Origin of the sequence: Pseudomonas iranensis (genome assembly GCF_014268585.2) — a bacterium.
Taxonomy (GTDB): Bacteria; Pseudomonadota; Gammaproteobacteria; order Pseudomonadales; family Pseudomonadaceae; genus Aquipseudomonas; species Aquipseudomonas iranensis.
In genome coordinates this window covers 4026161-4048059 of sequence record NZ_CP077092.1, presented here as the reverse complement: position 1 = coordinate 4048059, position 21899 = coordinate 4026161, and the positions used below count along the sequence as shown (strand labels likewise).

The 21899-nt window shown below is 60.6% G+C and carries 19 protein-coding genes; all 19 read right to left on the bottom strand.

Annotated features, from left to right (window positions below; genetic code table 11):
* Position 1 precedes the first annotated feature (1 nt).
* The 19 genes from nuoM to mnmA all read right to left on the bottom strand — a co-directional run bounded on the left by nuoM (position 2) and on the right by mnmA (position 21877).
* Positions 2-1534 (bottom strand): NADH-quinone oxidoreductase subunit M, encoded by a 1533-nt coding sequence (gene nuoM, locus HU724_RS18105; RefSeq protein ID WP_016775285.1) that lies wholly within the window; start codon positions 1532-1534, stop codon positions 2-4.
* A 39-nt stretch (positions 1535-1573) separates the two neighbouring features.
* The gene (nuoL, locus tag HU724_RS18100; RefSeq protein WP_024013419.1) at positions 1574-3427 is read right to left on the bottom strand and encodes an NADH-quinone oxidoreductase subunit L; all 1854 of its coding nucleotides are present in this window, start codon (positions 3425-3427) and stop codon (positions 1574-1576) included.
* Entirely contained in the window at positions 3424-3732 is a 309-nt protein-coding gene (nuoK, locus tag HU724_RS18095) for an NADH-quinone oxidoreductase subunit NuoK (RefSeq protein ID WP_003180046.1), read from the bottom strand. The genes nuoL and nuoK overlap by 4 nt, the downstream gene beginning before the upstream one ends.
* A 3-nt stretch (positions 3733-3735) precedes the next feature.
* Complete coding sequence (gene nuoJ / locus HU724_RS18090) at positions 3736-4236, bottom strand: NADH-quinone oxidoreductase subunit J (RefSeq protein WP_007951462.1); 501 nt, start codon at positions 4234-4236, stop codon at positions 3736-3738.
* A 9-nt stretch (positions 4237-4245) separates the two neighbouring features.
* Entirely contained in the window at positions 4246-4794 is a 549-nt protein-coding gene (gene nuoI, locus HU724_RS18085) for an NADH-quinone oxidoreductase subunit NuoI (RefSeq protein WP_016775283.1), read from the bottom strand.
* A gap of 11 nt (positions 4795-4805) precedes the next feature.
* The gene (gene nuoH / locus HU724_RS18080) at positions 4806-5813 is read right to left on the bottom strand and encodes an NADH-quinone oxidoreductase subunit NuoH (protein WP_016775282.1); all 1008 of its coding nucleotides are present in this window, start codon (positions 5811-5813) and stop codon (positions 4806-4808) included.
* A complete protein-coding gene (nuoG, locus tag HU724_RS18075) occupies positions 5810-8524 on the bottom strand; it encodes an NADH-quinone oxidoreductase subunit NuoG (RefSeq protein ID WP_186566394.1) in 2715 nt (904 codons plus the stop codon). The genes nuoH and nuoG overlap by 4 nt, the downstream gene beginning before the upstream one ends.
* A gap of 136 nt (positions 8525-8660) precedes the next feature.
* Positions 8661-10016, bottom strand: coding sequence for an NADH-quinone oxidoreductase subunit NuoF (gene nuoF, locus HU724_RS18070; protein WP_186566396.1), 1356 nt, complete (start codon positions 10014-10016; stop codon positions 8661-8663).
* A complete protein-coding gene (gene nuoE, locus HU724_RS18065; protein ID WP_003223804.1) occupies positions 10013-10510 on the bottom strand; it encodes an NADH-quinone oxidoreductase subunit NuoE in 498 nt (165 codons plus the stop codon). Before nuoE ends, nuoF begins: the two co-directional genes overlap by 4 nt.
* Before the next feature lie 2 nt (positions 10511-10512).
* Positions 10513-12297, bottom strand: a complete 1785-nt coding sequence (nuoC, locus tag HU724_RS18060; RefSeq protein WP_122612132.1) for an NADH-quinone oxidoreductase subunit C/D — start codon at positions 12295-12297, stop codon at positions 10513-10515.
* A gap of 69 nt (positions 12298-12366) precedes the next feature.
* Positions 12367-13041 (bottom strand): NuoB/complex I 20 kDa subunit family protein, encoded by a 675-nt coding sequence (locus HU724_RS18055; RefSeq protein WP_016775278.1) that lies wholly within the window; start codon positions 13039-13041, stop codon positions 12367-12369.
* A 10-nt stretch (positions 13042-13051) separates the two neighbouring features.
* Positions 13052-13465, bottom strand: coding sequence for an NADH-quinone oxidoreductase subunit A (locus tag HU724_RS18050; RefSeq protein WP_003223812.1), 414 nt, complete (start codon positions 13463-13465; stop codon positions 13052-13054).
* Positions 13466-14111: 646 nt separating this feature from the next.
* A complete protein-coding gene (gene aceA / locus HU724_RS18045) occupies positions 14112-15437 on the bottom strand; it encodes an isocitrate lyase (RefSeq protein ID WP_016775277.1) in 1326 nt (441 codons plus the stop codon).
* 474 nt (positions 15438-15911) lie between these two features.
* On the bottom strand, positions 15912-16673 hold the full coding sequence (locus HU724_RS18040) for a secretin N-terminal domain-containing protein (protein WP_186566398.1): 762 nt from the start codon (positions 16671-16673) through the stop codon (positions 15912-15914).
* Positions 16674-16961: 288 nt separating this feature from the next.
* Entirely contained in the window at positions 16962-17387 is a 426-nt protein-coding gene (locus tag HU724_RS18035; protein WP_016775275.1) for a GNAT family N-acetyltransferase, read from the bottom strand.
* Positions 17380-18549 carry a ribosomal protein uL16 3-hydroxylase gene (locus tag HU724_RS18030; RefSeq protein WP_016775274.1) on the bottom strand — a complete coding sequence of 390 codons (1170 nt, stop codon included), beginning with the start codon at positions 18547-18549 and terminating at the stop codon, positions 17380-17382. Before HU724_RS18030 ends, HU724_RS18035 begins: the two co-directional genes overlap by 8 nt.
* A gap of 86 nt (positions 18550-18635) precedes the next feature.
* Positions 18636-20006 (bottom strand): adenylosuccinate lyase, encoded by a 1371-nt coding sequence (gene purB / locus HU724_RS18025; protein WP_003223822.1) that lies wholly within the window; start codon positions 20004-20006, stop codon positions 18636-18638.
* Between the two features lie 126 nt (positions 20007-20132).
* Positions 20133-20756 (bottom strand): high frequency lysogenization protein HflD, encoded by a 624-nt coding sequence (hflD, locus tag HU724_RS18020; RefSeq protein WP_039763308.1) that lies wholly within the window; start codon positions 20754-20756, stop codon positions 20133-20135.
* Complete coding sequence (gene mnmA / locus HU724_RS18015) at positions 20753-21877, bottom strand: tRNA 2-thiouridine(34) synthase MnmA (RefSeq protein ID WP_071172900.1); 1125 nt, start codon at positions 21875-21877, stop codon at positions 20753-20755. The genes hflD and mnmA overlap by 4 nt, the downstream gene beginning before the upstream one ends.
* Positions 21878-21899: the final 22 nt, after the last annotated feature.

Here is a 21899-nt window from a genome sequence, read left to right as displayed (position 1 = left end):
CTTACCGGGCCGAAGCGAGTTGAGAGAAGGCGGTGCCGAGCCACTGCTGCACGCCATGCATGGTGGCGGCAGAGGTGTCGAGGAACGGTTGCGGGTAGACGCCGAGGTAAATCAGCAATACCGCCAGACCGAGCACCATGATCAGTTCGCGCGCATCCATGCCGTGCAACACCGCGTCGGATTTCGACGGGCCGAAGTAGGCACGGTGGATCATGATCAGCGAGTAGACCGAACCGAACACCAGACCGGAAGTGGCAATCGCCGTGACCCATGGAGCGCTGGCGAAGGAGCCGATCAGGATCAGGAATTCGCCGACAAAGTTACCGGTGCCCGGCAAGCCCAGCGACGCCGCCGCGAAGAACAGGCTGATCGCCGGCAGGTAAGCGATACGCGACCACAGACCGCCCATCTCACGCATGTCACGCGTATGCAGACGCTCGTACAACTGACCGCTGAGGATAAACAGCGCCGCTGCCGACAGACCGTGCGCCAGCATCTGGATCACTGCACCTTGCAGCGCCAGTTGGCTGCCGGAGTAGATGCCGATCAACACGAAGCCCATGTGGGAAACGGAAGAGAAGGCAATCAGACGCTTGATGTCGGTTTGTGCGAACGCCAGGAACGCGCCGTAGAAGATCCCGATCAGACCGAGGGTCATGGCGATCGGCGCGAACTCGGCCGAAGCGTTCGGGAACAGCGGCAGGGCGAAACGCAGCAGACCGTAGGCCGCAGTTTTCAGCAGGATACCGGCGAGGTCGACGGAACCGGCAGTCGGTGCCTGGGCGTGAGCATCAGGCAGCCAGGAGTGGAACGGTACGACGGGCAGCTTGACCGCGAAGGCGATGAAGAAGCCGAGCATCAGAATGTACTCGGTGGTCATCGACATCTTGGTTTTCAACAGGTCGGCGTAGTTGAAGGTGATCACGCCGGTGTTGTTGAAGTTGACCAGCACCAGACCGAGGATCGCCACCAGCATGATCAGGCCGGACGCCTGAGTGAAGATGAAGAACTTGGTCGCTGCGTAGATCCGGGTTTTCTTGCCGTCCGAAGAACTGTGACCCCAGAGCGCGATGAGGAAGTACATCGGCACCAGCATCATTTCCCAGAAGAAGAAGAACATGAACAGGTCGAGGGCGAGGAATACGCCGACCACACCGCCCAGGATCCACATCAGGTTGAGGTGGAAGAAGCCAACGTGACGTTGAATCTCTTTCCACGAGCAGAGTACCGAGAGGATACCCAGCAGGCCGGTCAGCAGAATCATCAACAGCGACAGGCCGTCGAGGGCCAGGTGCACGTTGATGCCGAAACGCTGGATCCAGACATGCTTGAACTCAAGCGCCCAGGTCGGATCGGCGCCCGGCGCCGGTGCGAATGAATAGTCACCGTGGGCCCACAGCCAGAGGCCGAGCGCGAGTTCCAGGGTCATGGTCAACAGCGCAATCCAGCGCGGGAGGGTAGCGCCGAAGCGCTCACCCATCCAGCACAGCAGGCCGCCGATGAAGGGGATCAGGATTAGCCAAGGCAGAATCATGACGGGCTCGTTTCCTTTCGCAAATTCGCAAGGTTCATATCAGACCGCTACCAGCACGATGGCGCCGATCACCAGCACGGCACCAGCAGCCATCGAGGCGGCGTACCAACGCAGTTGACCGGTCTCGGTGCGGCTCAGGGCAGTGTGACCACCCTTGGCCATACGCGGGATCAGACCGATGGTCTGGTCGAGCGGGTCTTTGCGCAGTACATGGCTGATCGCAAGGTACGGCTTGACGAACAGTTTGTCGTAGATCCAGTCGAAGCCCCAGGCAGCGAACCACCAGGCCGAAAGGAAACGGCCGATGCCGCTGTTGGCGATTGCCGTGACGAAGCGACGCTTGCCGAGGAACAGCAGCGCTGCCAGCAGGATACCGGCCAGGGCGATGGCGCCCGAGGCGATTTCCAGGCTGTGCTTGGCTTCGCCACCGGCATGCCCGACGCTTTGCGGCAATACGCCGTGCAGCGGCGGCACGATCATTGCGCCGACGAAAGTCGACAGCACGATCAGTACCGACAATGGCAGCCAGTGAGCAATGCCGTGGCCGGCGTGGGCTTCGGTCTTGGCTTCACCGTGGAACGCGATGAAGATCAGGCGGAAGGTGTACAGCGAAGTCATGAACGCACCGACCAGACCTGCGTAAAGCAGACCCTGGTTACCGCTGGCGAACGCTTCCCAGAGGATTTCGTCCTTGGAGTAGAAGCCTGCGGTAACCAGTGGCAGAGCGGCCAGCGCGGCACCACCGACGATGAAGCTGGCGTAGGCCAGTGGCAGTTTCTTCCACAGACCGCCCATCTTGAAGATGTTCTGCTCGTGGTGGCAGGCAACGATCACCGCACCGGAAGCAAGGAACAGCAGGGCCTTGAAGAAGGCGTGGGTCATCAGGTGGAAGATCGCGCCTTCCCAGGCGCCAACGCCCAGCGCCAGGAACATGTAGCCGATCTGGCTCATGGTCGAATAGGCGAGGATACGTTTGATGTCGGTCTGTACCAGCGCGGCAAAACCGGCCAGTACCAGGGTCACGCCACCGACGATGCCGACGAGGTGCAGGATGTCCGGCGCCAGCGCAAACAGGCCGTGGGTACGGGCAATCAGGTAGACACCGGCGGTGACCATGGTCGCGGCGTGGATCAGTGCCGAAACCGGGGTAGGACCGGCCATCGCATCCGCGAGCCAGGTTTGCAGCGGCAGTTGCGCCGATTTACCGACAGCACCACCGAGCAGCATCAGGGTTGCCAGAACGATCCAGAAGTCACCGACCTTGAAGTGCTCCGGCGCACGTACCAGCAGTTCCTGGACGTTCAGCGTGCCCAGTTGCTGGAACAGGATGAACAGGCCGATGGCCATGAACACGTCGCCGATGCGGGTGACGATGAAAGCTTTGAGTGCGGCGTTACCGTTGTTGCGGTTGCTGTAGTAGAAACCGATCAACAGGTACGAGCACAGGCCCACGCCTTCCCAACCGAAGTAGATGAACAGCAGGTTATCGCCGAGGATCAGGAACAGCATGCTGGCGATGAACAGGTTGGTGTACGAGAAGAAGCGCGAGTAACCGTCTTCGCCACGCATGTACCAGGACGCGAACAGGTGGATCAGGAAGCCGACGCCGACGACCACACCGAGCATGGTCACCGACAGGCCATCCAGGTACAGCGCGAAGTTCGGCTGGAAACCTTCCACCGACATCCAGCGCCACAGCACCTGGGTGTACACGCCACCCTCCGGCGGTGCGACGTTGAATTGCCAGATCACGTAGGCGGTGACGATGGCCGACAGGCCGATCGAACCGACACCGATCAGCGCCGAGAGGTTTTCCGAGAAGCGGCCGCGCGAGAACGACAGCAACAGGAACCCGATCAGAGGGAATACGAAAGTCAGAAAGAGTAGGTTCATCCGCGCATCTCACTGGCAGCGTCGATATCGAGCGTGTGGAAGCGGCGATACAGTTGCAGCAGGATCGCCAGACCAATACTGGCCTCGGCCGCTGCAAGGCTGATCACCAGGATGAACATGATCTGTCCATCCGGCTGCGCCCAGCGGGCGCCCGCGACGATGAAGGCCAGGGCAGAGGCGTTCATCATCACTTCCAGACTCATCAACACGAACAAAATGTTGCGGCGGACCATCAGGCCGACCAGACCAAGGCAGAACAGGATGCCGGCAACGGCTAAACCATGTTCGAGAGGGATAGCAGGCATGTCTTACTCCTTCGCCTCGTTACGGCCCAAATGGAACGCCGTGACGGCTGCGGCGAGCAGCAGCATCGAGGCGAGTTCGACCACCAGCAGGTACGGGCCGAACAGGCTGATGCCCACGGCTTTCGCGTCTACGGTGGTGTGGCCGATGGCCTGGCCGCTCTGGTGAGCGAACAGCACATACAGCAGTTCGGCCAGCAGCAGCGCGGCAAGAATCACCGGTCCTGCCCAGATGCCGGGCTTGAGCCAGGTGCGTTCCTGCTGCACCGAGGCGGGACCGAGGTTGAGCATCATCACCACGAACACGAACAGCACCATGATGGCGCCGGCGTAGGCGATTACTTCCAGCACACCGGCGAACGGCGCGCCGAGGGCGAAGAAGGTCATGGCCACGGCGATCAACGAGATGATCAGGTAGAGCAGGGCATGCACAGGGTTGGTGTTGGTGACCACACGCAGCGTGGACACCACAGCAATACCCGATGCGAAATAGAAAGCGAATTCCATCGTTCTTCCTTAAGGCAGCAAGCTCTTCACGTTGATCGGTTCGGCTTCGTTCTGCGCAGCGCCTTTCGGCTTGCCAGCGATTGCCATACCTGCAACACGATAGAAGTTGTAATCAGGGTTTTTGCCGGGGCCGGAGATCAAAAGATCTTCTTTCTCGTACACCAGGTCCTGACGTTTGAACTCGGCCATCTCGAAATCCGGGGTCAGCTGGATCGCGGTGGTCGGGCAGGCTTCCTCGCAGAGACCGCAGAAAATGCAGCGCGAGAAGTTGATCCGGAAGAAGTCCGGGTACCAGCGACCGTCTTCGGTTTCCGCTTTCTGCAGAGAGATGCAACCCACCGGGCAGGCCACGGCGCACAGGTTGCAGGCTACGCAGCGTTCTTCGCCATCGGGGTCGCGGGTCAGGACGATGCGGCCACGGTAACGCGGCGGCAGGTAGACCTGCTCCTCGGGGTATTGCAGGGTGTCGCGCTTGCGAAAGCCATGGCCGAAGACCATGACCAGGCTGCGCAACTGGGTACCGGTACCCTTAACGATGTCGCCAATATATTTGAACATGGGTCAAATCCTCACTGAACCGCAACCGCAGGCGTGTTCATCAACACAACCGCAGCGGTCACCAGCAAATTGATCAGGGTCAGTGGCAGGCAGAATTTCCAGCTGAAATCCATCACCTGGTCATAACGCGGACGCGGGATGGAAGCGCGCAGCAGGATGAACAGCATGATGAAGAACGCGGTCTTCAGTGCGAACCAGACGAAGGACAGTTGCGGCAGGATGCCGAACGGACCATGCCAGCCACCGAAGAACAGGGTGACCAGCAGCGCCGAGATCAGGATGATGCCGATGTATTCACCGACGAAGAACATGCCCCATTTCATACCGGCGTATTCAATGTGGTAACCGTCGGCCAGTTCCTGTTCCGCTTCCGGCTGGTCGAACGGGTGACGGTGAGTCACGGCGACGCCAGCGATGAAGAAGGTACAGAAGCCGAAGAACTGCGGAATGATGAACCACAGGTTCTGCGCCTGGTACTCGACGATGTCGCGCATGTTGAACGAGCCGACCTGAACCACGATGCCCATCAGGGCCAGGCCCATGAACACTTCGTAGGACACGGTCTGCGCCGAGGCACGCAAGCTGCCGAGCAGGGCGAACTTGTTGTTGCTCGACCAGCCGGCGAACAGCACCGCGTAGACCGACAGACCGGCCATGGCGAAGAAGAACAGCAGGCCGATGTTCAGATCCGCCACGCCCCAGGTCGGGGTGATCGGGATGATCGCAAAGGCGATCAGCAGGGCGGACATGGCCACCACCGGCGCCAGGGTGAAGATCACCTTGTCGGCAAACGGCGGCGTCCAGTCTTCCTTGAAGAACATCTTCAGCATGTCGGCGGCGATCTGGAACATGCCGAACGGGCCAACGCGGTTCGGACCGTAACGGTCCTGCCACCAGCCCAGCAGGCGACGTTCGACAAAGCTGAGCAAGGCGCCTGCAACCACTACGGCCAGCAGGATCACGATGGCTTTGATGACCGTCAGGATCACATCGATCACTTCAGGGGTGAACCAGGTCATTGCGCTGCCTCCTGCAGACCGTCGACGGACACGCCGGCGAATGCCGGTGGAATGCCGGCGATGCCCGCAGGCAATGCCACCAGACCGGCGCCCAGTTCTTCATTGATGCGCAGCGGCAGACGCAATGTCTGACCGGCCACGTTCAGGCTCAGCAGGGCACCGTCGTTGACGCCGAGGCGGTCCGCTTCGGATTTCGCCAGCGCGACGTAAGGTGCCGGAATGCGTTCCTGTACCGGGGCGGCTTTCGAAGAGTTTTCTTCACTGCCGAACAGGTGGAAGAACGGCACGGCTTGCCAGGTACCCGGCGCCGGGTTGAACGCACGCGGCGCAGCGGCGAACCAGTTCAGCGAATCACCGGTGCTTTCGATCAGGCGTGTGCCCGGGTCGCCAGCGCGCAGATGACCACCGACTTCGTCCTGGAACTTGTTCCATGCTTGTGGCGAGTTCCAGCCCGGCGACCATGCGAATGGCACCTGCTGACGAGGTTCGGCGGAGCCCGAGTAACCTTCCATGGAGAAGGCGAACGCGGTGTCCTGGTCTTGCGGGGTGCGTGGTTCGTGAACGCTGATATCGGCGCGCATGGCGGTGCGACCGGAATAACGCAGCGGCTCACGGGCCAGTTTCAGACCCTTGATGCGGAAAGCCGCCGACGGTGCAGCATCGACGATACGTGCCAGTTGCGCAGTGCTCGAGGCAACGGCGGCGGTGACATGGTCGAGTTGCGTCCAGTCGATCGGCTGGTTCAGCAGGGTCGCGCGCAGGGCGTGCAGCCAGCGCCAGCCTTCGTGCACCAGAATGCTCGCATCCATGTATTGCGGATCGAAAACCTGGAAGAAGCGCTGGGCGCGGCCTTCCTGGCTGACCAGCGTACCGTCGCCCTCGGCGAAGCTCGCCGCTGGCAGAACCAGGTGCGCGCGATCAGTGGTGGCGGTTTTCTGATGGTCAGCAACGATCACCACTTTTGCAGCGTTCAGCGCAGCATCGACCTTGGCGTTGGCAGTGCGGGTGTACAGATCGTTTTCCAGCACGACGATAGCGTCGGCCTTGCCATCGATGACCGCTTGCAGCGCGGCGTCGACCGATTCGCCACCGAGCATGGCCAGACCGAGGCTGTTGGCTTCCGGCACGATCAGGCTGATCGAACCGTTCTTCTCGCGCAGCTTAAGGGCCTTGGCGATGTTCGCGGCAGCTTCGATCAGGGCTTTGGAGCCCAGCGAAGTACCGGCGATGATCAGCGGACGCTTGGCGGCGAGCAGGGCATCGGCGATGCGCTGCGCCAGTTCCAGGGCTTCGGCGTCCAGACCTTCAACGGCCGGGGCGCTGGCATCCAGTGCGTGAGCAACGGCAAAACCGATGCGCGCCAGATCATCCGGAGCGGCGTGCACGCACTCTTCGGCAACGTCGTCGAGCTTGGTTTCGGCGAGGCTGGCGATGAACAACGGGTTCAGCGCGTGCTGGCCGATGTTCTTCACCGCCGCGTCGAGCCAAGGCTGTACGCGCATGGCTTCGGCCATGTCTTCAGCCTTGCCCTTGACCGACTGACGCAGGGCCAGCGCCATACGCGCAGCGGTCTGGGTCAGGTCTTCGCCGAGGACGAAAATCGCGTCGTGGTCTTCGATGTCGCGCATGTTCGGCACTGGCAGCGGGCTGTCGTTCAGCACCTGCAGGACCAGACGGATGCGCTCCAGCTCGGAAGCCTCAATGCCCGAGTAGAAATGCTCGGCGCCGACCAGCTCGCGCAACGCGTAGTTGCTTTCGAGGCTGGCACGCGGCGAACCGATGCCGACGATGTTGCGCCCGCGCAGCAGGTCGGCGGCTTTGTCCAGCGCAGCGTCAAGGCTCAGCTTGGTGCCGTCGGCCAGCAGCGGCTGACGTGGACGGTCGGTGCGGTTGACGTAGCCATAACCGAAACGGCCACGGTCGCAGAGGAAGTACTGGTTCACCGAACCGTTGAAGCGGTTTTCGATGCGACGCAGTTCACCGTAACGCTCGCCCGGGGAAATGTTGCAACCGCTCGAGCAGCCATGGCAGATGCTTGGCGCGAACTGCATGTCCCACTTGCGGTTGTAGCGCTCGGAGTGAGTCTTGTCGGTGAACACACCGGTCGGGCAGACCTCGGTGAGGTTGCCGGAGAACTCGCTTTCGAGGGTGCCGTCTTCAACGCGACCGAAGTACACGTTGTCGTGGGCGCCAAACACACCGAGGTCGGTGCCGCCGGCGTAGTCCTTGTAGAAACGCACGCAGCGGTAGCAAGCGATGCAGCGGTTCATTTCGTGGGAAATGAACGGGCCGAGTTGCTGGTTCTGGTGGGTGCGTTTGCTGAAGCGATAACGGCGCTCGTTGTGGCCGGTCATCACTGTCATGTCTTGCAAGTGGCAGTGACCGCCTTCCTCGCACACCGGGCAGTCGTGCGGGTGGTTGGTCATCAGCCATTCGACAACACTGGCGCGGAACGCCTTGGATTCTTCATCGTCGATGGAGATCCAGGTGTTGTCGGTGGCGGGGGTCATGCAGGACATGACGATACGACCACGGGTGTCGTTCTCGTCGGTGTACTGCTTGACCGCGCACTGGCGGCAGGCCCCGACGCTACCAAGCGCGGGGTGCCAGCAGAAATATGGAATGTCGAGGCCCAGCGACAGACATGCCTGTAACAGGTTGTCTGCCCCGTCGACTTCGAGCGCTTTGCCGTCTACGTGGATAGTGGCCATGGTTCAAAGGTCTTCGTTGGCCCGGTGTCAGCGGGCGTGGCTAATGGAATCTTGTTATGCGTCCGAATCCAAACAGCCCCGGAGGGCGTCATCGGACGAAAGGCGAAGGGCACGGACCCTTCGCCTTTTTAAGCGTTTACGTGCCGACTACGATCGGCCTTGCCAGAGGCGGGACGGCGGCGCTGACAGGCGCGATACCGGCTTCGAACTCTGGACGGAAGTATTTGATGGCGCTGCCCAGCGGCTCCACGGCACCCGGTGCGTGAGCACAGAAGGTCTTGCCCGGGCCGAGGAAACCGACCAGACCCAGCAGGGTCTCGATGTCGCCCGGCTGGCCCTTGCCCTGTTCGATGGCCATCAGCAGCTTGACGCTCCATGGCAGACCATCACGGCACGGGGTGCAGAAACCGCAGGATTCGCGCGCGAAGAACTGCTCCATGTTGCGCAGCAGCGAGACCATGTTGACGCTGTCATCCACCGCCATCGCCAGACCGGTACCCATACGGGTGCCCACTTTTGCGATGCCGCCGGCGTACATTTGTGCGTCGAGGTGCTCGGGCAGGAGGAAACCGGTACCGGCGCCCCCTGGCTGCCAGGCCTTGAGCTTGAAGCCGTCGCGCATGCCGCCGGCGTAGTCTTCGAACAGCTCGCGACCGGTGACGCCGAACGGCAGTTCCCACAGGCCCGGGTTCTTGACCTTGCCGGAGAAGCCCATGAGCTTGGTGCCCATGTCTTCGGAACCTTCGCGGGCCAACGATTTGTACCAGTCAACGCCGTCGGCAATGATCGCCGGCACGTTGCACAGGGTTTCGACGTTGTTCACACAGGTCGGCTTGCCCCACACGCCGACGGCGGCAGGGAAGGGCGGCTTGGAGCGCGGGTTGGCGCGGCGGCCTTCGAGGGAGTTGATCAGCGCGGTTTCTTCACCGCAGATGTAACGCCCGGCGCCGGTGTGGACGAACAGCTCGAAATCGAAGCCGCTGCCCAGAATGTTTTTACCCAAAAGGCCAGCAGCCTTGGCTTCTTCCACGGCACGGTTGAGGTGCCTGGCGGCGGTGGTGTATTCGCCGCGCAGGAAGATGTAGCCACGGTAGGTTTTCAGCGCACGGGCACTGATCAGCATGCCTTCGATCAGCAGATGGGGCAGTTGCTCCATCAGCATGCGGTCTTTCCAGGTGTTCGGCTCCATTTCATCCGCGTTGCACAGCAGGTAGCGGATGTTGATGGATTCGTCCTTGGGCATCAGGCCCCACTTCACGCCAGTGGGGAAGCCGGCGCCGCCGCGACCCTTGAGGCCAGCGTCTTTCACGGTCTGGACGATCGCGTCCTGATCCATCTCGGCGAAGGCTTTGCGTGCAGCGGCGTAACCGTTCTTGGCCTGGTATTCGTCGAGCCACACGGCTTCGCCGTCATCACGCAGACGCCAGGTCAGCGGGTGTGTCTCGGCCGAACGCTGGATGCGGTTGGCTGGACCAAAAGATGTCAGGGTCATACGTAGCCCTCGAGCAGTTTGGCCACGCCAGCAGGCTGCACGTCGCCAAAGGTGTCGTCGTCGATCATCAGCGCCGGTGCCTTGTCGCAGTTGCCGAGGCAGCAGACAGGCAGCAGGGTGAAACGACCGTCGGCGGTGGTCTGACCCAGGCCGATGCCCAGATTGTTCTGGATTTCGCTGACCACCGACTCGTGGCCGCCGATGTAGCAGACCATGCTGTCGCAGACGCGAATGATGTGGCGGCCGACCGGTTGACGGAAGATCTGGCTGTAGAACGTCGCCACGCCTTCAACGTCGCTGGCCGGGATGCCGAGGATCTCGCCGATCGCATAGAGGGCGCCATCCGGCACCCAGCCGCGTTCTTTCTGTACGATCTTCAGAGCTTCGATCGACGCCGCGCGCGGGTCTTCGTAGTGATGCAGCTCGTGCTCGATGGCCGAGCGCTCGGTTTCACTCAAGGTGAAACGGTCTGTCTGGATAAGCGTGCTGTTCATGCTTAGCGGTCCACGTCGGCCATAACGAAGTCGATACTACCCAGGTACGCAATCAAGTCCGCGACCATGCTGCCTTTGATCACCGAAGGGATCTGTTGCAGATGCGGGAAGCTCGGAGTACGGATCCGGGTACGGTAGCTCATGGTGCCGCCGTCGCTCGTCAGGTAATAACTGTTGATGCCCTTGGTCGCTTCGATCATCTGGAAGGATTCGTTGGCCGGCATGACCGGGCCCCACGAAACCTGCAGGAAGTGCGTGATCAGGGTTTCGATGTGCTGCAGCGTGCGCTCTTTCGGCGGCGGCGTGGTCAGCGGGTGATCCGCCTTGTACGGGCCTTCCGGCATGTTGCGCATGCACTGGTCGATGATCTTGATGCTCTGGCGCATCTCTTCGACGCGAACCATGCAGCGGTCGTACGCATCGCCGTTGACGGCGAGCGGCACTTCGAATTCGAAGTTCTCGTAGCCCGAGTACGGACGCGCTTTACGCAGGTCGAAATCGCAACCGGTCGAGCGCAGGCCGGCACCGGTGACGCCCCATTCCAGGGCTTCTTTGGTGTTGTAGGCGGCAACGCCGATGGTACGACCCTTGAGGATGCTGTTCTGCAAGGCAGCCTTGGTGTATTCGTCCAGACGCTTGGGCATCCACTCGACGAAGTCCTTGACCAGTTTTTCCCAGCCGCGCGGCAGGTCGTGGGCGACGCCGCCGATGCGGTACCAGGCCGGGTGCAGACGGAAACCGGTAATCGCCTCGATCACCGTGTACGCCTTCTGGCGGTCGGTGAAGGTGAAGAACACCGGGGTCATGGCGCCGACGTCCTGGATGTAGGTACCGAGGAACAGCAGGTGACTGGTGATCCGGAAGAACTCGGCCATCATGATGCGGATGACGTCGACCTTCTGCGGCACTTTGATGCCGGCAAGCTTCTCGACCGAGAGCACGTACGGCAGGTTGTTCATCACGCCGCCGAGGTAGTCGATGCGGTCAGTGTACGGAATGTAGCTGTGCCAGGACTGGCGCTCGCCCATCTTCTCGGCGCCACGGTGGTGGTAACCGATGTCCGGGACGCAATCGACGATCTCTTCGCCGTCCAGCTGCAGGATGATGCGGAACGCACCGTGCGCCGAAGGGTGGTTCGGGCCGAGGTTGAGGAACATGTAGTCCTCGTTGGCACCGGAACGCTTCATGCCCCAGTCTTCCGGACGGAAACGCGCGGCTTCCTCTTCCAATTGCTGCTTGGCGAGGTTGAGGCTGTACGGATCGAATTCGGTGGCGCGCGCCGGGAAGTCCTTGCGCAGCGGGTGACCTTCCCAGGTCGGCGGCATCATGATGCGCGACAGGTGCGGGTGGCCTTTGAAGTCGATGCCGAACATGTCCCAGACTTCGCGCTCGTACCAGTTGGCGTTCGGCCAGATGCTGGTGACGGAAGGCATGCTGAGGTCGCCTTCGGACAAGGCCACCTTGATCATCACGTCACTATTACGCTCCAGCGACATGAGGTGATAGAACACGGTGAAATCGGCGCCGGTCGGCAGCCCTTGACGCTTGGTGCGCAGACGCTCGTCCACGCCGTGCAGGTCATAGAGCATGACGTACGGCTTGGGCAGGTTGCGCAGGAAAGTCAGGACTTCAACCAGTTTGGCACGGGCCACCCACAGCACCGGCATGCCGGTGCGGGTTGCCTGCGCGGTGAACGCTTCGGCGCCAAAACGGTTGTTCAGTTCGACGACCACATCCTGGTCGTCTGCCTTGTAAGGCGGGATGTACAGAGCACTGCCTGTAGTCATGGTTATTTTTTCGCTTTCGGTCAACGTAAAGAATGAAGCCAGCTTCTCGTTACTTGGAACAGAACTGGATCAGACTTCGTCAGGGCTGCGCAGATTGGTGACTGCGATTCGCTGTTCGCGGCGCTGTTCCTTCTGCGATGGCATGTCGGCGCGGTACACGCCTTGATCACCAACGACCCAGGAAAGCGGACGACGCTCCTGTCCAATCGATTCCTGCAACAGCATCAAGCCTTGCAGAAATGCTTCCGGACGGGGCGGGCAGCCAGGTACGTAGACGTCCACGGGCAGGAACTTGTCCACCCCTTGAACCACGGAGTAGATGTCGTACATGCCGCCGGAGTTGGCGCACGAACCCATGGAGATAACCCATTTCGGTTCGAGCATTTGCTCGTAGAGACGCTGGATGATCGGCGCCATCTTGATGAAGCAGGTACCGGCGATAACCATGAAGTCGGCCTGACGCGGCGAGGCCCGGATCACTTCGGCGCCAAAGCGCGCGATGTCGTGGGGCGCCGTGAAGGCGGTGGTCATTTCCACGTAGCAGCACGACAGGCCGAAGTTGTACGGCCACAGGGAGTTCTTACGCCCCCAGTTGACCGCGCCACTCAGCACGTCTTCCAGCTTGCCCATGAAAATGTTTTTGTGGACTTGATCTTCTAACGGATCGGCAACGGTTTCCCGCTGGCCAATCGGATACTGCTCGTTAGGAGCATCGGGGTCGATCCTGGTGAGATTGTATTGCATTGCCAAAGCCTCATTGTTTCAGCTTCGCCTGCCGCTTGCGACGAGCTTCCGGAGCCCAGTCAAGGGCGCCCACTCGGAACAGGTAGACAAGACCTGCCAACAGAATTGCTATGAAAACGAGAGCTTCGACGAATCCGGTCCAGCCGCTTTCGCGGACGGACACAGACCATGCAAAGAGAAAGAGGGCTTCGATATCGAAGATCACGAACAGCATCGCGACCAGATAGAATTTGGCTGAGAGCCGCAAGCGGGCGCCACCGGTAGGTAGCATGCCCGACTCGAACGGTTCGTTTTTGCTGCGACCCCAGGCTTTTGACCCAAGGAGGCTGGAGACGCCAAGCATGAAGGCACACAGGCCGACGACACCCAGAAGGAAAATGGCAAAGCCCCAGTTGTGGGCCATGAGTCCTGTCGCTTCGGGCATGCTGGTAATCCTTAACAGAGAGCAAAGGTCTCTGAGCTTGATAAAGAAATAAGGCAGTGACGATATGTCGCAGCAATCAATCGGGCTGATTTTATGGCTAAACACCCGGCAAGTAAAATTCCAAAGGCGAAATTATTTACCGGATTAAGGACATAGCGCCTCCTGAAGGCGCTGCGGCCCATGCGTTGCGGGCATTAGCCGGGTTTCCATCAATTATGTTTTGTAGAGTTTGCAACGAACATAGTTGCAGCTAAATGATAATTAATATCGTTTGGCGCGGTTTTGTAACTGTTTAACGAGTGAGTGGCTGGGAAGTTGTCTTACTTGCGCGTTACTGCAAGTAGCGAAGCCTACCGTTTTAACGGAAATTTCTGACGCTTGTAGCGCTTCAGATCAATGTTTCTTCTCGCGGCTGACGGTAGCCCTGTGGGAGCGAGCCTGCTCGCGAAAGCGAGGGATCAGCCTCCAGATGTGCAAGCTGACTTATCGCCTTCGCGAGCAGGCTCGCTCCCACAGGGGATTTGTAGTGTCTTTGAGATTCCAACAGGCAAAAAAACGCCCCGATCCAGTCGGGGCGTCAGTCTTGCGGCTTTGCGGTTAGCTTTTTATCCGACCCGCAAAGGCCGTTTGCTCAGGTGTAGCCGAATCAGTGGAACTGTTCTTCTTCAGTCGAACCGGTCAGTGCGGTAACCGAAGACGAGCCACCTTGAATCACGGTGGTCATGTCGTCGAAGTAGCCAGTGCCCACTTCCTGCTGGTGCGCAACGAAGGTGTAGCCCTTGGCGGCGTCAGCGAATTCCTGCTCTTGCAGCTTCACGTAGGCGGTCATGTCGTTGCGGGCGTAGTCGTGCGCCAGGTTGAACATGCTGTGCCACATGTTGTGAATGCCGGCCAGGGTGATGAACTGGTGCTTGTAGCCCATGGCGGACAGTTCGCGCTGGAACTTGGCGATGGTCGCGTCGTCCAGGTTCTTCTTCCAGTTGAAGGAAGGCGAGCAGTTGTACGACAGCAGCTGGTCCGGGTATTCCTTCTTGATCGCTTCAGCGAAGCGACGGGCTTCTTCCAGATCCGGTTTGGCGGTTTCGCACCAGATCAGGTCGGCGTACGGTGCGTAAGCCAGGCCACGGGCGATCGCTTGATCCAGGCCGGCACGTACCTTGTAGAAACCTTCCTGAGTACGCTCGCCGGTTACGAATGGCTGATCGTACGGGTCGCAGTCGGAAGTCAGCAGGTCAGCCGCGTTGGCGTCGGTGCGGGCCAGGATGATGGTCGGCGTGCCGGCAACGTCAGCGGCCAGACGGGCAGCGGTCAGCTTCTGTACAGCTTCCTGGGTTGGCACCAGAACCTTGCCGCCCATGTGGCCGCATTTCTTCACCGAAGCCAGTTGGTCTTCGAAGTGAACGCCAGCGGCGCCTGCTTCGATCATGCTCTTCATCAGCTCGTAGGCGTTGAGTACGCCGCCGAAACCGGCTTCAGCGTCGGCCACGATTGGCGCGAAGTAGTCGATGTAGCCGTCGTCGCCCGGGTTCTTGCCGGCTTTCCACTGGATCTGGTCGGCACGACGGAACGAGTTGTTGATGCGCTTGACCACGGTTGGTACGGAGTCCACCGGGTACAGCGACTGGTCCGGGTACATCGATTCTGCGGAGTTGTTGTCCGCAGCAACCTGCCAGCCGGACAGGTAGATCGCCTGGATACCTGCTTTAACCTGCTGAACAGCCTGGCCGCCAGTCAGGGCGCCCATGCAGTTGACGAAATCTTTCTCTGGACGGAAGGACGGCTTGGCACCCTGGGTGACCAGGTTCCACAGCTTCTCGGCGCCCATCTTCGCGAAGGTGTGCTCTGGCTGAACCGAGCCACGCAGGCGGACCACGTCGGCAGCGGAGTAAGTGCGAGTCACGCCTTTCCAGCGCGGGTTCTCGGCCCAGTCTTTTTCGAGGGCTGCAATTTGCTGTTCGCGTGTCAGTGCCATGGAGATAAACCTCGTCGCGTCTTTTATGAAAAGTTGTTCTGCGGTGGAAAATTCCTGCGCTCGCTGACCAGAAGCTTAGGTGGTCAAGTCGGATTCGGCGGGGTAGGCGACGGGATGAACGATGGGCTCGAGGGGAAGTGAGCAGGTAGTGGCGCGGTGCGGGCGCATTCCGGCGTCGTGGGCCTTTATACGGTCTGCAGCGTGAAGCCGGGTTACCTAAATACGCTTCCGTCCCTCGGGACAACTTCGTTCCAGTCGGCAACCTCGTCAAACACACCTTGTGGGCGGTACAGACACGAAACGGCTCGCGGGGTAGGTGCGAGCGGCGCTTCGAAGGCCCTTGCCAGGGCCTCTGATTAGCGGGAGCGAGGCCATCATGCCTTCGCTTTTTGGCCTCGTCAAACGTTTTGTAGTGCTTTTTTCAAGGCACTACATCTTTCGTCTAATACGACTAATCAGTCAGTTTTCGGTGCTTTAGTCCAGTGTGTCGACTTTCACCCGCAAGGTCATGTCATCGCGGCCTTGAGTCGAGTAGCTGCGGGTCAGGCCCTGTTTATCGGCCTGAGTCTGGCTGTTGACGCCCGCCAGGGTGATCCACTCACCGAGGCGCCCGGTGACGGTTGTGTCGGTGCTTTGCACGTTCACTACATCGGGACGTTCCTGGCTCATGCGGTCACGGTTGGTACTGATCGCCAGATGAACGGTCTCGCCGGTGACGCTGGCGGTGACGTAGAAACCCTGGGTGACGTTGCGGTATTGGGTCTCGCTGCTGTAACCGCCGTAGGAATCGCTCTGGGTGTTAGTGATCGGCACGCTCTGGCCAACCTGAATCAGCGCCGGAGTGCCTTCACTGGTCTGCACTTGCTGAACGCCGCCGTTGCGGCTGGTAGTGCTGCGGCTGATGGTCCGGGTCTGGCTCGGCTGAGCGCCGTTGACTGAATAACCTTCGTCGCCACGGCCATTGTTTTCGTTGGTGTCGACGGTGATCAGCAAGCGCTTCGGCGCGGTATCAAGTTGCGCCAGCAGATCCTTCAGCTCCTGAATCTTGCCCGGCTCGGCCTTGACGATCAGCTGATTGCCGTAAGCGCTGACCTGACCGTCCTGGCCGATGAAATCCTGCGCCACTGGCAACATGTCAGCGCTGGTGTGGTATTTGAGGGGGACGATTTCTGTGGCTGCCAGCACCGAAAAACTGCAGCCGAGCAGCAGGGTGGTGAGCAGGGTGCGTAGGGACATGTCCGTTATCTCCGCGTTCGAAAGGCTTGATATTGCCAGTTTGTCGGCCTGGGGTGGGGCAAGTTGAATCGTAGACAGCAAAACGCCCCGGCATCGGTGGATGGCGGGGCGTTTTGTGGTGTGCTTGCGGCCTTTTGTGGTGAGGGGATTTATCCCCGCTCGGCTGCGCAGCAGTCGCCGACCCAGCGCGCTCGATTTAACTGACTCACCGAGTTTGCTGGATTTGGGGCTGCTTCGCACCCCAGCGGGGATAAATCCCCTCGCCACAGGGATCTGGAGGTCTCGGAATCAGGCCGAATGCCGAACCATGTCGACATGCGGAATCCCGGCCTCAAGAAACTCTTCGCTGACCAGGCTGAAACCCAGGCGCTCGTAGAACGCCGTGGCCTGCACCTGAGCGCTGAGCTTCTGTTGCTTCAAACCGCGTGCTTCAGCTTCGGCGATGACCGCTTGCATCAGTGCATCACCGACCTTCATTCCGCGCCAGTCTTTGAGTACTGAAACGCGGCCGATGTGGCCGTCGGGCAATAACCGCGCAGTGCCGATCGGGAAGTCGCCTTCGAACGCCAGAAAATGCACGGCGGTCGCGTCATCGGCGTCCCACTCAAGCTCGGGTGGCACCGATTGTTCGGCGATGAACACCGTTTCACGAATGCGCCGGATCTCGGCGATATCCTTCTGCCAGTCTGCGACACGAACGCGAATTTTATTCATCGGCGAACCCCAGGCTTCCTTGCTTGACCAGTTCGCAGAGCAGGCTGCGGCCGTCTTCGTCGCTCAGCCACTCGCCGAGGTTATCGGCGTGCAGGGCGTCAGCCGCGCAGATCAGCTTCAGCAGTTCGCGCAGCTTGCCCGGCAGGTAGCGGCTCTGGCCACTGGCGAACAGCAGCAGATCGTCATCGACTTCCGACCAGGCCAGGCGCGCGCTCGGGTTGCGGATCAGCACGGCGCCGTCCTGCAGGGCGGCGAGGAAGTCTTCTTCTTCGACGTCTTCCGGGCCGACCACCAGTTCCGGGTAGCGCGGCTCGGTCATGTACTGGCCGAACCAGGTCAGCAGCAGACGCTCGTCGCTCATGTGCTCGGCGAGCAGGCTTTTCAGGCGATCCAGTGCATCGTGTTGAATCTGGTGCGGATCGACCGCCGGTTTGGCGTCGGCATCGGTGTAGCGCTCTTCGTCGGTCAGGAACTGGCTGAGGAAGTCGGTGAAGTGGGTCAGCACTTCAGCGGCGCTCGGCGCGCGGAAGCCGACCGAGTAGGTCATGCAGTTGTCGACCGCGACACCGCAATGGGCCAGGCGCGGCGGCAGGTAGAGCATGTCGCCCGGTTCCAGCACCCATTCTTCGGTTTCGTGGAATTCAGCGAGGATGCGCAGGTCGGCGTGTTGCAGCAGCGGGCTCTCGGAGTCGCACATCTGGCCGATTTTCCAGTTGCGCTTGCCGTGGCCCTGCAGCAGGAACACGTCGTAGTTGTCGAAATGCGGGCCGACGCTGCCACCCGGGGCGGCGAAGCTGATCATCACGTCATCGACGCGCCAGCTCGGCAGGAAGCGGAAGTTTTCCAGCAGTTCGCTGACTTCCGGCACGAACTGATCAACCGCCTGCACCAGCAGGGTCCACTCTTTCTCTGGCAATTTGCTGAACTCGTCTTCGGCGAACGGGCCGCGACGCAATTCCCATGGGCGCTCGCCATGTTCGATGACCAGGCGCGATTCGACTTCTTCTTCCAGGGCCAGGCCGGCCAGTTCGTCGGCGTCGATCGGGCTTTCGAAGTCAGGAATCGCCTGACGGATCAGCAGCGGTTTTTTCTGCCAGTAATCACGCAGGAATTCGCGTGCTGTCAGGCCGCCCAGAAGTTGAAGAGGAATATCGGAATTCATATGTAACCTATTGAAAAAAAGCACTTTTCAGACGGGAATAAAAACGCCCAGCGCGGCCGGGCGTCTCAAGCGGGGCAAACGGTCGATCAGATGCGTTTGGCTTGTGCCACTGCGTTGCCGATGTAGTTGGCCGGGGTCAGTTGCTTGAGCTCGGCTTTGGCTTCGGCTGGCATGTCCAGGCCATCGATGAAAGTCTGCAGCGCTTCAGGGCTGATGCCCTTGCCACGGGTCAGTTCTTTCAGCTTTTCGTACGGGTTTTCGATGTTGTAGCGACGCATCACGGTCTGGATCGGCTCGGCCAGGACTTCCCAGCAAGCGTCGAGGTCAGCGGCAATCTTCTGCTCGTTGAGCTCGAGTTTGCTGATGCCTTTGAGGCTGGCTTCGTAAGCGATCACGCTGTGGGCGAAGCCGACACCGAGGTTGCGCAGGACGGTGGAGTCGGTCAGGTCGCGCTGCCAGCGGGAAATCGGCAGCTTGCTCGCCAGGTGCTGGAACAGTGCGTTGGCGATACCCAGGTTGCCTTCGGAGTTTTCGAAGTCGATCGGGTTGACCTTGTGCGGCATGGTCGAGGAACCGATTTCGCCAGCGATGGTGCGCTGCTTGAAATAACCCAGGGAAATGTAGCCCCAGATGTCGCGGTCGAAGTCGATCAGGATGGTGTTGAAGCGCGCAATGGCGTCGAACAGCTCGGCGATGTAGTCGTGCGGTTCGATCTGCGTGGTGTACGGGTTGAAGCCCAGGCCCAGTTCGTCTTCGATGAAGGCGCGGGCATTGGCTTCCCAATCGATTTGCGGGTAGGCCGACAGGTGCGCGTTGTAGTTGCCGACGGCGCCGTTGATCTTGCCCAGCAGCGGCACGGCAGCGACCTGAGCGATCTGGCGCTCGAGACGGTAAACCACGTTGGCCAGCTCTTTACCCAGAGTGGTCGGCGAAGCCGGCTGACCGTGGGTGCGCGACAGCATCGGCACGTCGGCGAAACGGATGGCCAGTTCGCGGATGGCGTTGGCAGTCTGGCGCATCAGCGGCAGCATCACGTCGTCACGGCCTTCACGCAGCATCAAGGCGTGGGACAGGTTGTTGATGTCTTCGCTGGTGCAGGCAAAGTGGATGAATTCGCTGACCTTGGCCAGCTCCGGCAGCTTGGCCGCCTGCTCTTTGAGCAGGTATTCGATCGCTTTGACGTCGTGGTTGGTGGTGCGCTCGATCTCTTTGACGCGCTCGGCGTGCTCCAGCGAGAAGTTTTCAGCCAGTTCGTTGAGAACGGCGTTGGCCTCGGCGGAGAAGGCTGGCACTTCAGGGATGCCAGCGTGGGCGGCCAGGCGCTGGAGCCAGCGCACTTCAACCAGAACGCGGGCACGGATCAGGCCGTACTCGCTGAAAATCGGGCGCAGGGCCTGGGTTTTGCCGGCGTAGCGGCCGTCAACAGGGGAAACCGCAGTGAGCGAAGAGAGCTGCATGGGGTGTTCTCGGACAGTCGGGCAACGAAATGGGGCGCGTATCATACATGAAAAAATCCGCCGGTCCGTCGCCAACTGACCGGCGTATTACGCGTTACAGACTACAAAGCCTTCGTGACGCGGCGTTTACTCGCTGCGCATCAACGGATAAAGCTCTTTGAGCAGCTTGCGGCGGCTGATTACCAACTGCCAGCGATGACCACCGAGCTGACGCCACAGGCGCGCCGAGCGGATACCCGCGAGGAGCAGGGCGCGGATTTTCGAGGCATTGCTCGGCTGCTGCAGGTTGCGCATGTCGCCGTGCACCTGAATGCGCTGGCGCAGGGTGCTTAACGTGTCCTGGTACAACGCACCGCAAGCGGCGACGACGTTTTCGTGCGCAGGGCCAAAATGCTCCACCTGCGACTGAATCTGCGGCAGGCGCTTGGCAATCGTCTCGAGCATGTCGTCACGCTTGGCCAGTTGCCGCTCCAGACCGAGCATCGACAGCGCGTAGCGCAACGGCTCGCGCTGCAAGGTGCTCGGATCGCGCTCCAGCGCGCCGATCAATGCGCGGTAACCCTCGCGCAGATTGATGTCGTCGCCGCCGTATACATCCAGCGTATCTTTTGGGTCGCGGACCAGCAGGCTGCCGAGCATGCAACTCAGGCCGGCCTCGTTGGTCTGGCCAGTCTTGGCGATGCGATCGACCAGCACGGCGGCGAGAAACACACCGCCCAGCGCTGTCAGTTGTTCCTGAGTCGGGCTCATGCCTGGCCGCTCCACGGCTCGGCCACTTCGATCACGCCGCCGCCGAGGCAGATTTCACCGTCATAGAAAACGACCGACTGGCCCGGCGTCACCGCGCGTTGCGGTTCGTCAAACACGGCGCGATAGCCGCTGGCGGTTTTTTCCAGGGTGCAGGCCTGATCGCTCTGGCGATAGCGCACTTTCGCCGTCAGGCGCAGCGGCTGGCTCAGATCGATCGGATTGACCCAGTAGATTTCCGAAGCAAGCAGGGCGCTGGAGAACAGCCATGGATGGTTGTTGCCCTGGCCGACGATCAGCTCGTTGGTCTGCAGATCCTTGCGCAGCACGTACCACGGCTCATCGCCAGCATCCTTCAAGCCGCCGATGCCGAGGCCCTGACGCTGGCCGATGGTGTGGTACATCAAGCCGTGGTGACGGCCGATGACTTCGCCTTCGGTGGTCTTGATCTCACCCGGTTGTGCCGGCAGGTACTGCTTGAGGAAATCGCTGAAACGGCGCTCGCCGATGAAGCAGATCCCGGTGGAATCCTTCTTCTTGGCGGTGGCCAGTTCGTATTTCTCGGCAATCGCGCGGACTTCAGGCTTTTCCAGTTCGCCGACCGGGAACAGGGTCTTGGCGATCTGTTCGCCACCAACGGCGTGCAGGAAATAGCTCTGATCCTTGTTCGGATCGAGGCCCTTGAGCAGTTCGGTGCGGCCATCGATGTCGCGGCGGCGCACGTAGTGACCAGTGGCGATCAGGTCGGCGCCGAGCATCATCGCGTAGTCGAGAAACGCTTTGAACTTGATCTCGCGGTTGCACAGGATGTCCGGGTTCGGCGTGCGCCCCGCCTTGTATTCGGCGAGGAAGTGCTCGAACACGTTGTCCCAGTACTCGGCGGCAAAGTTGGCGGTGTGCAGCTTGATGCCGATCTTGTCGCAGACAGCCTGAGCATCCGCCAGGTCGTCCATGGCGGTGCAGTATTCCGTTCCGTCGTCTTCTTCCCAGTTCTTCATGAACAGGCCTTCCACTTCATAACCCTGCTCGATCAGCAGAAGGGCAGAAACGGAAGAGTCCACGCCGCCGGACATGCCGACAATGACGCGCTTCTTGGATGTGTCAGAAGGGGCTGGATCACGCATAGGGATTCAATGAGTGTCTTGG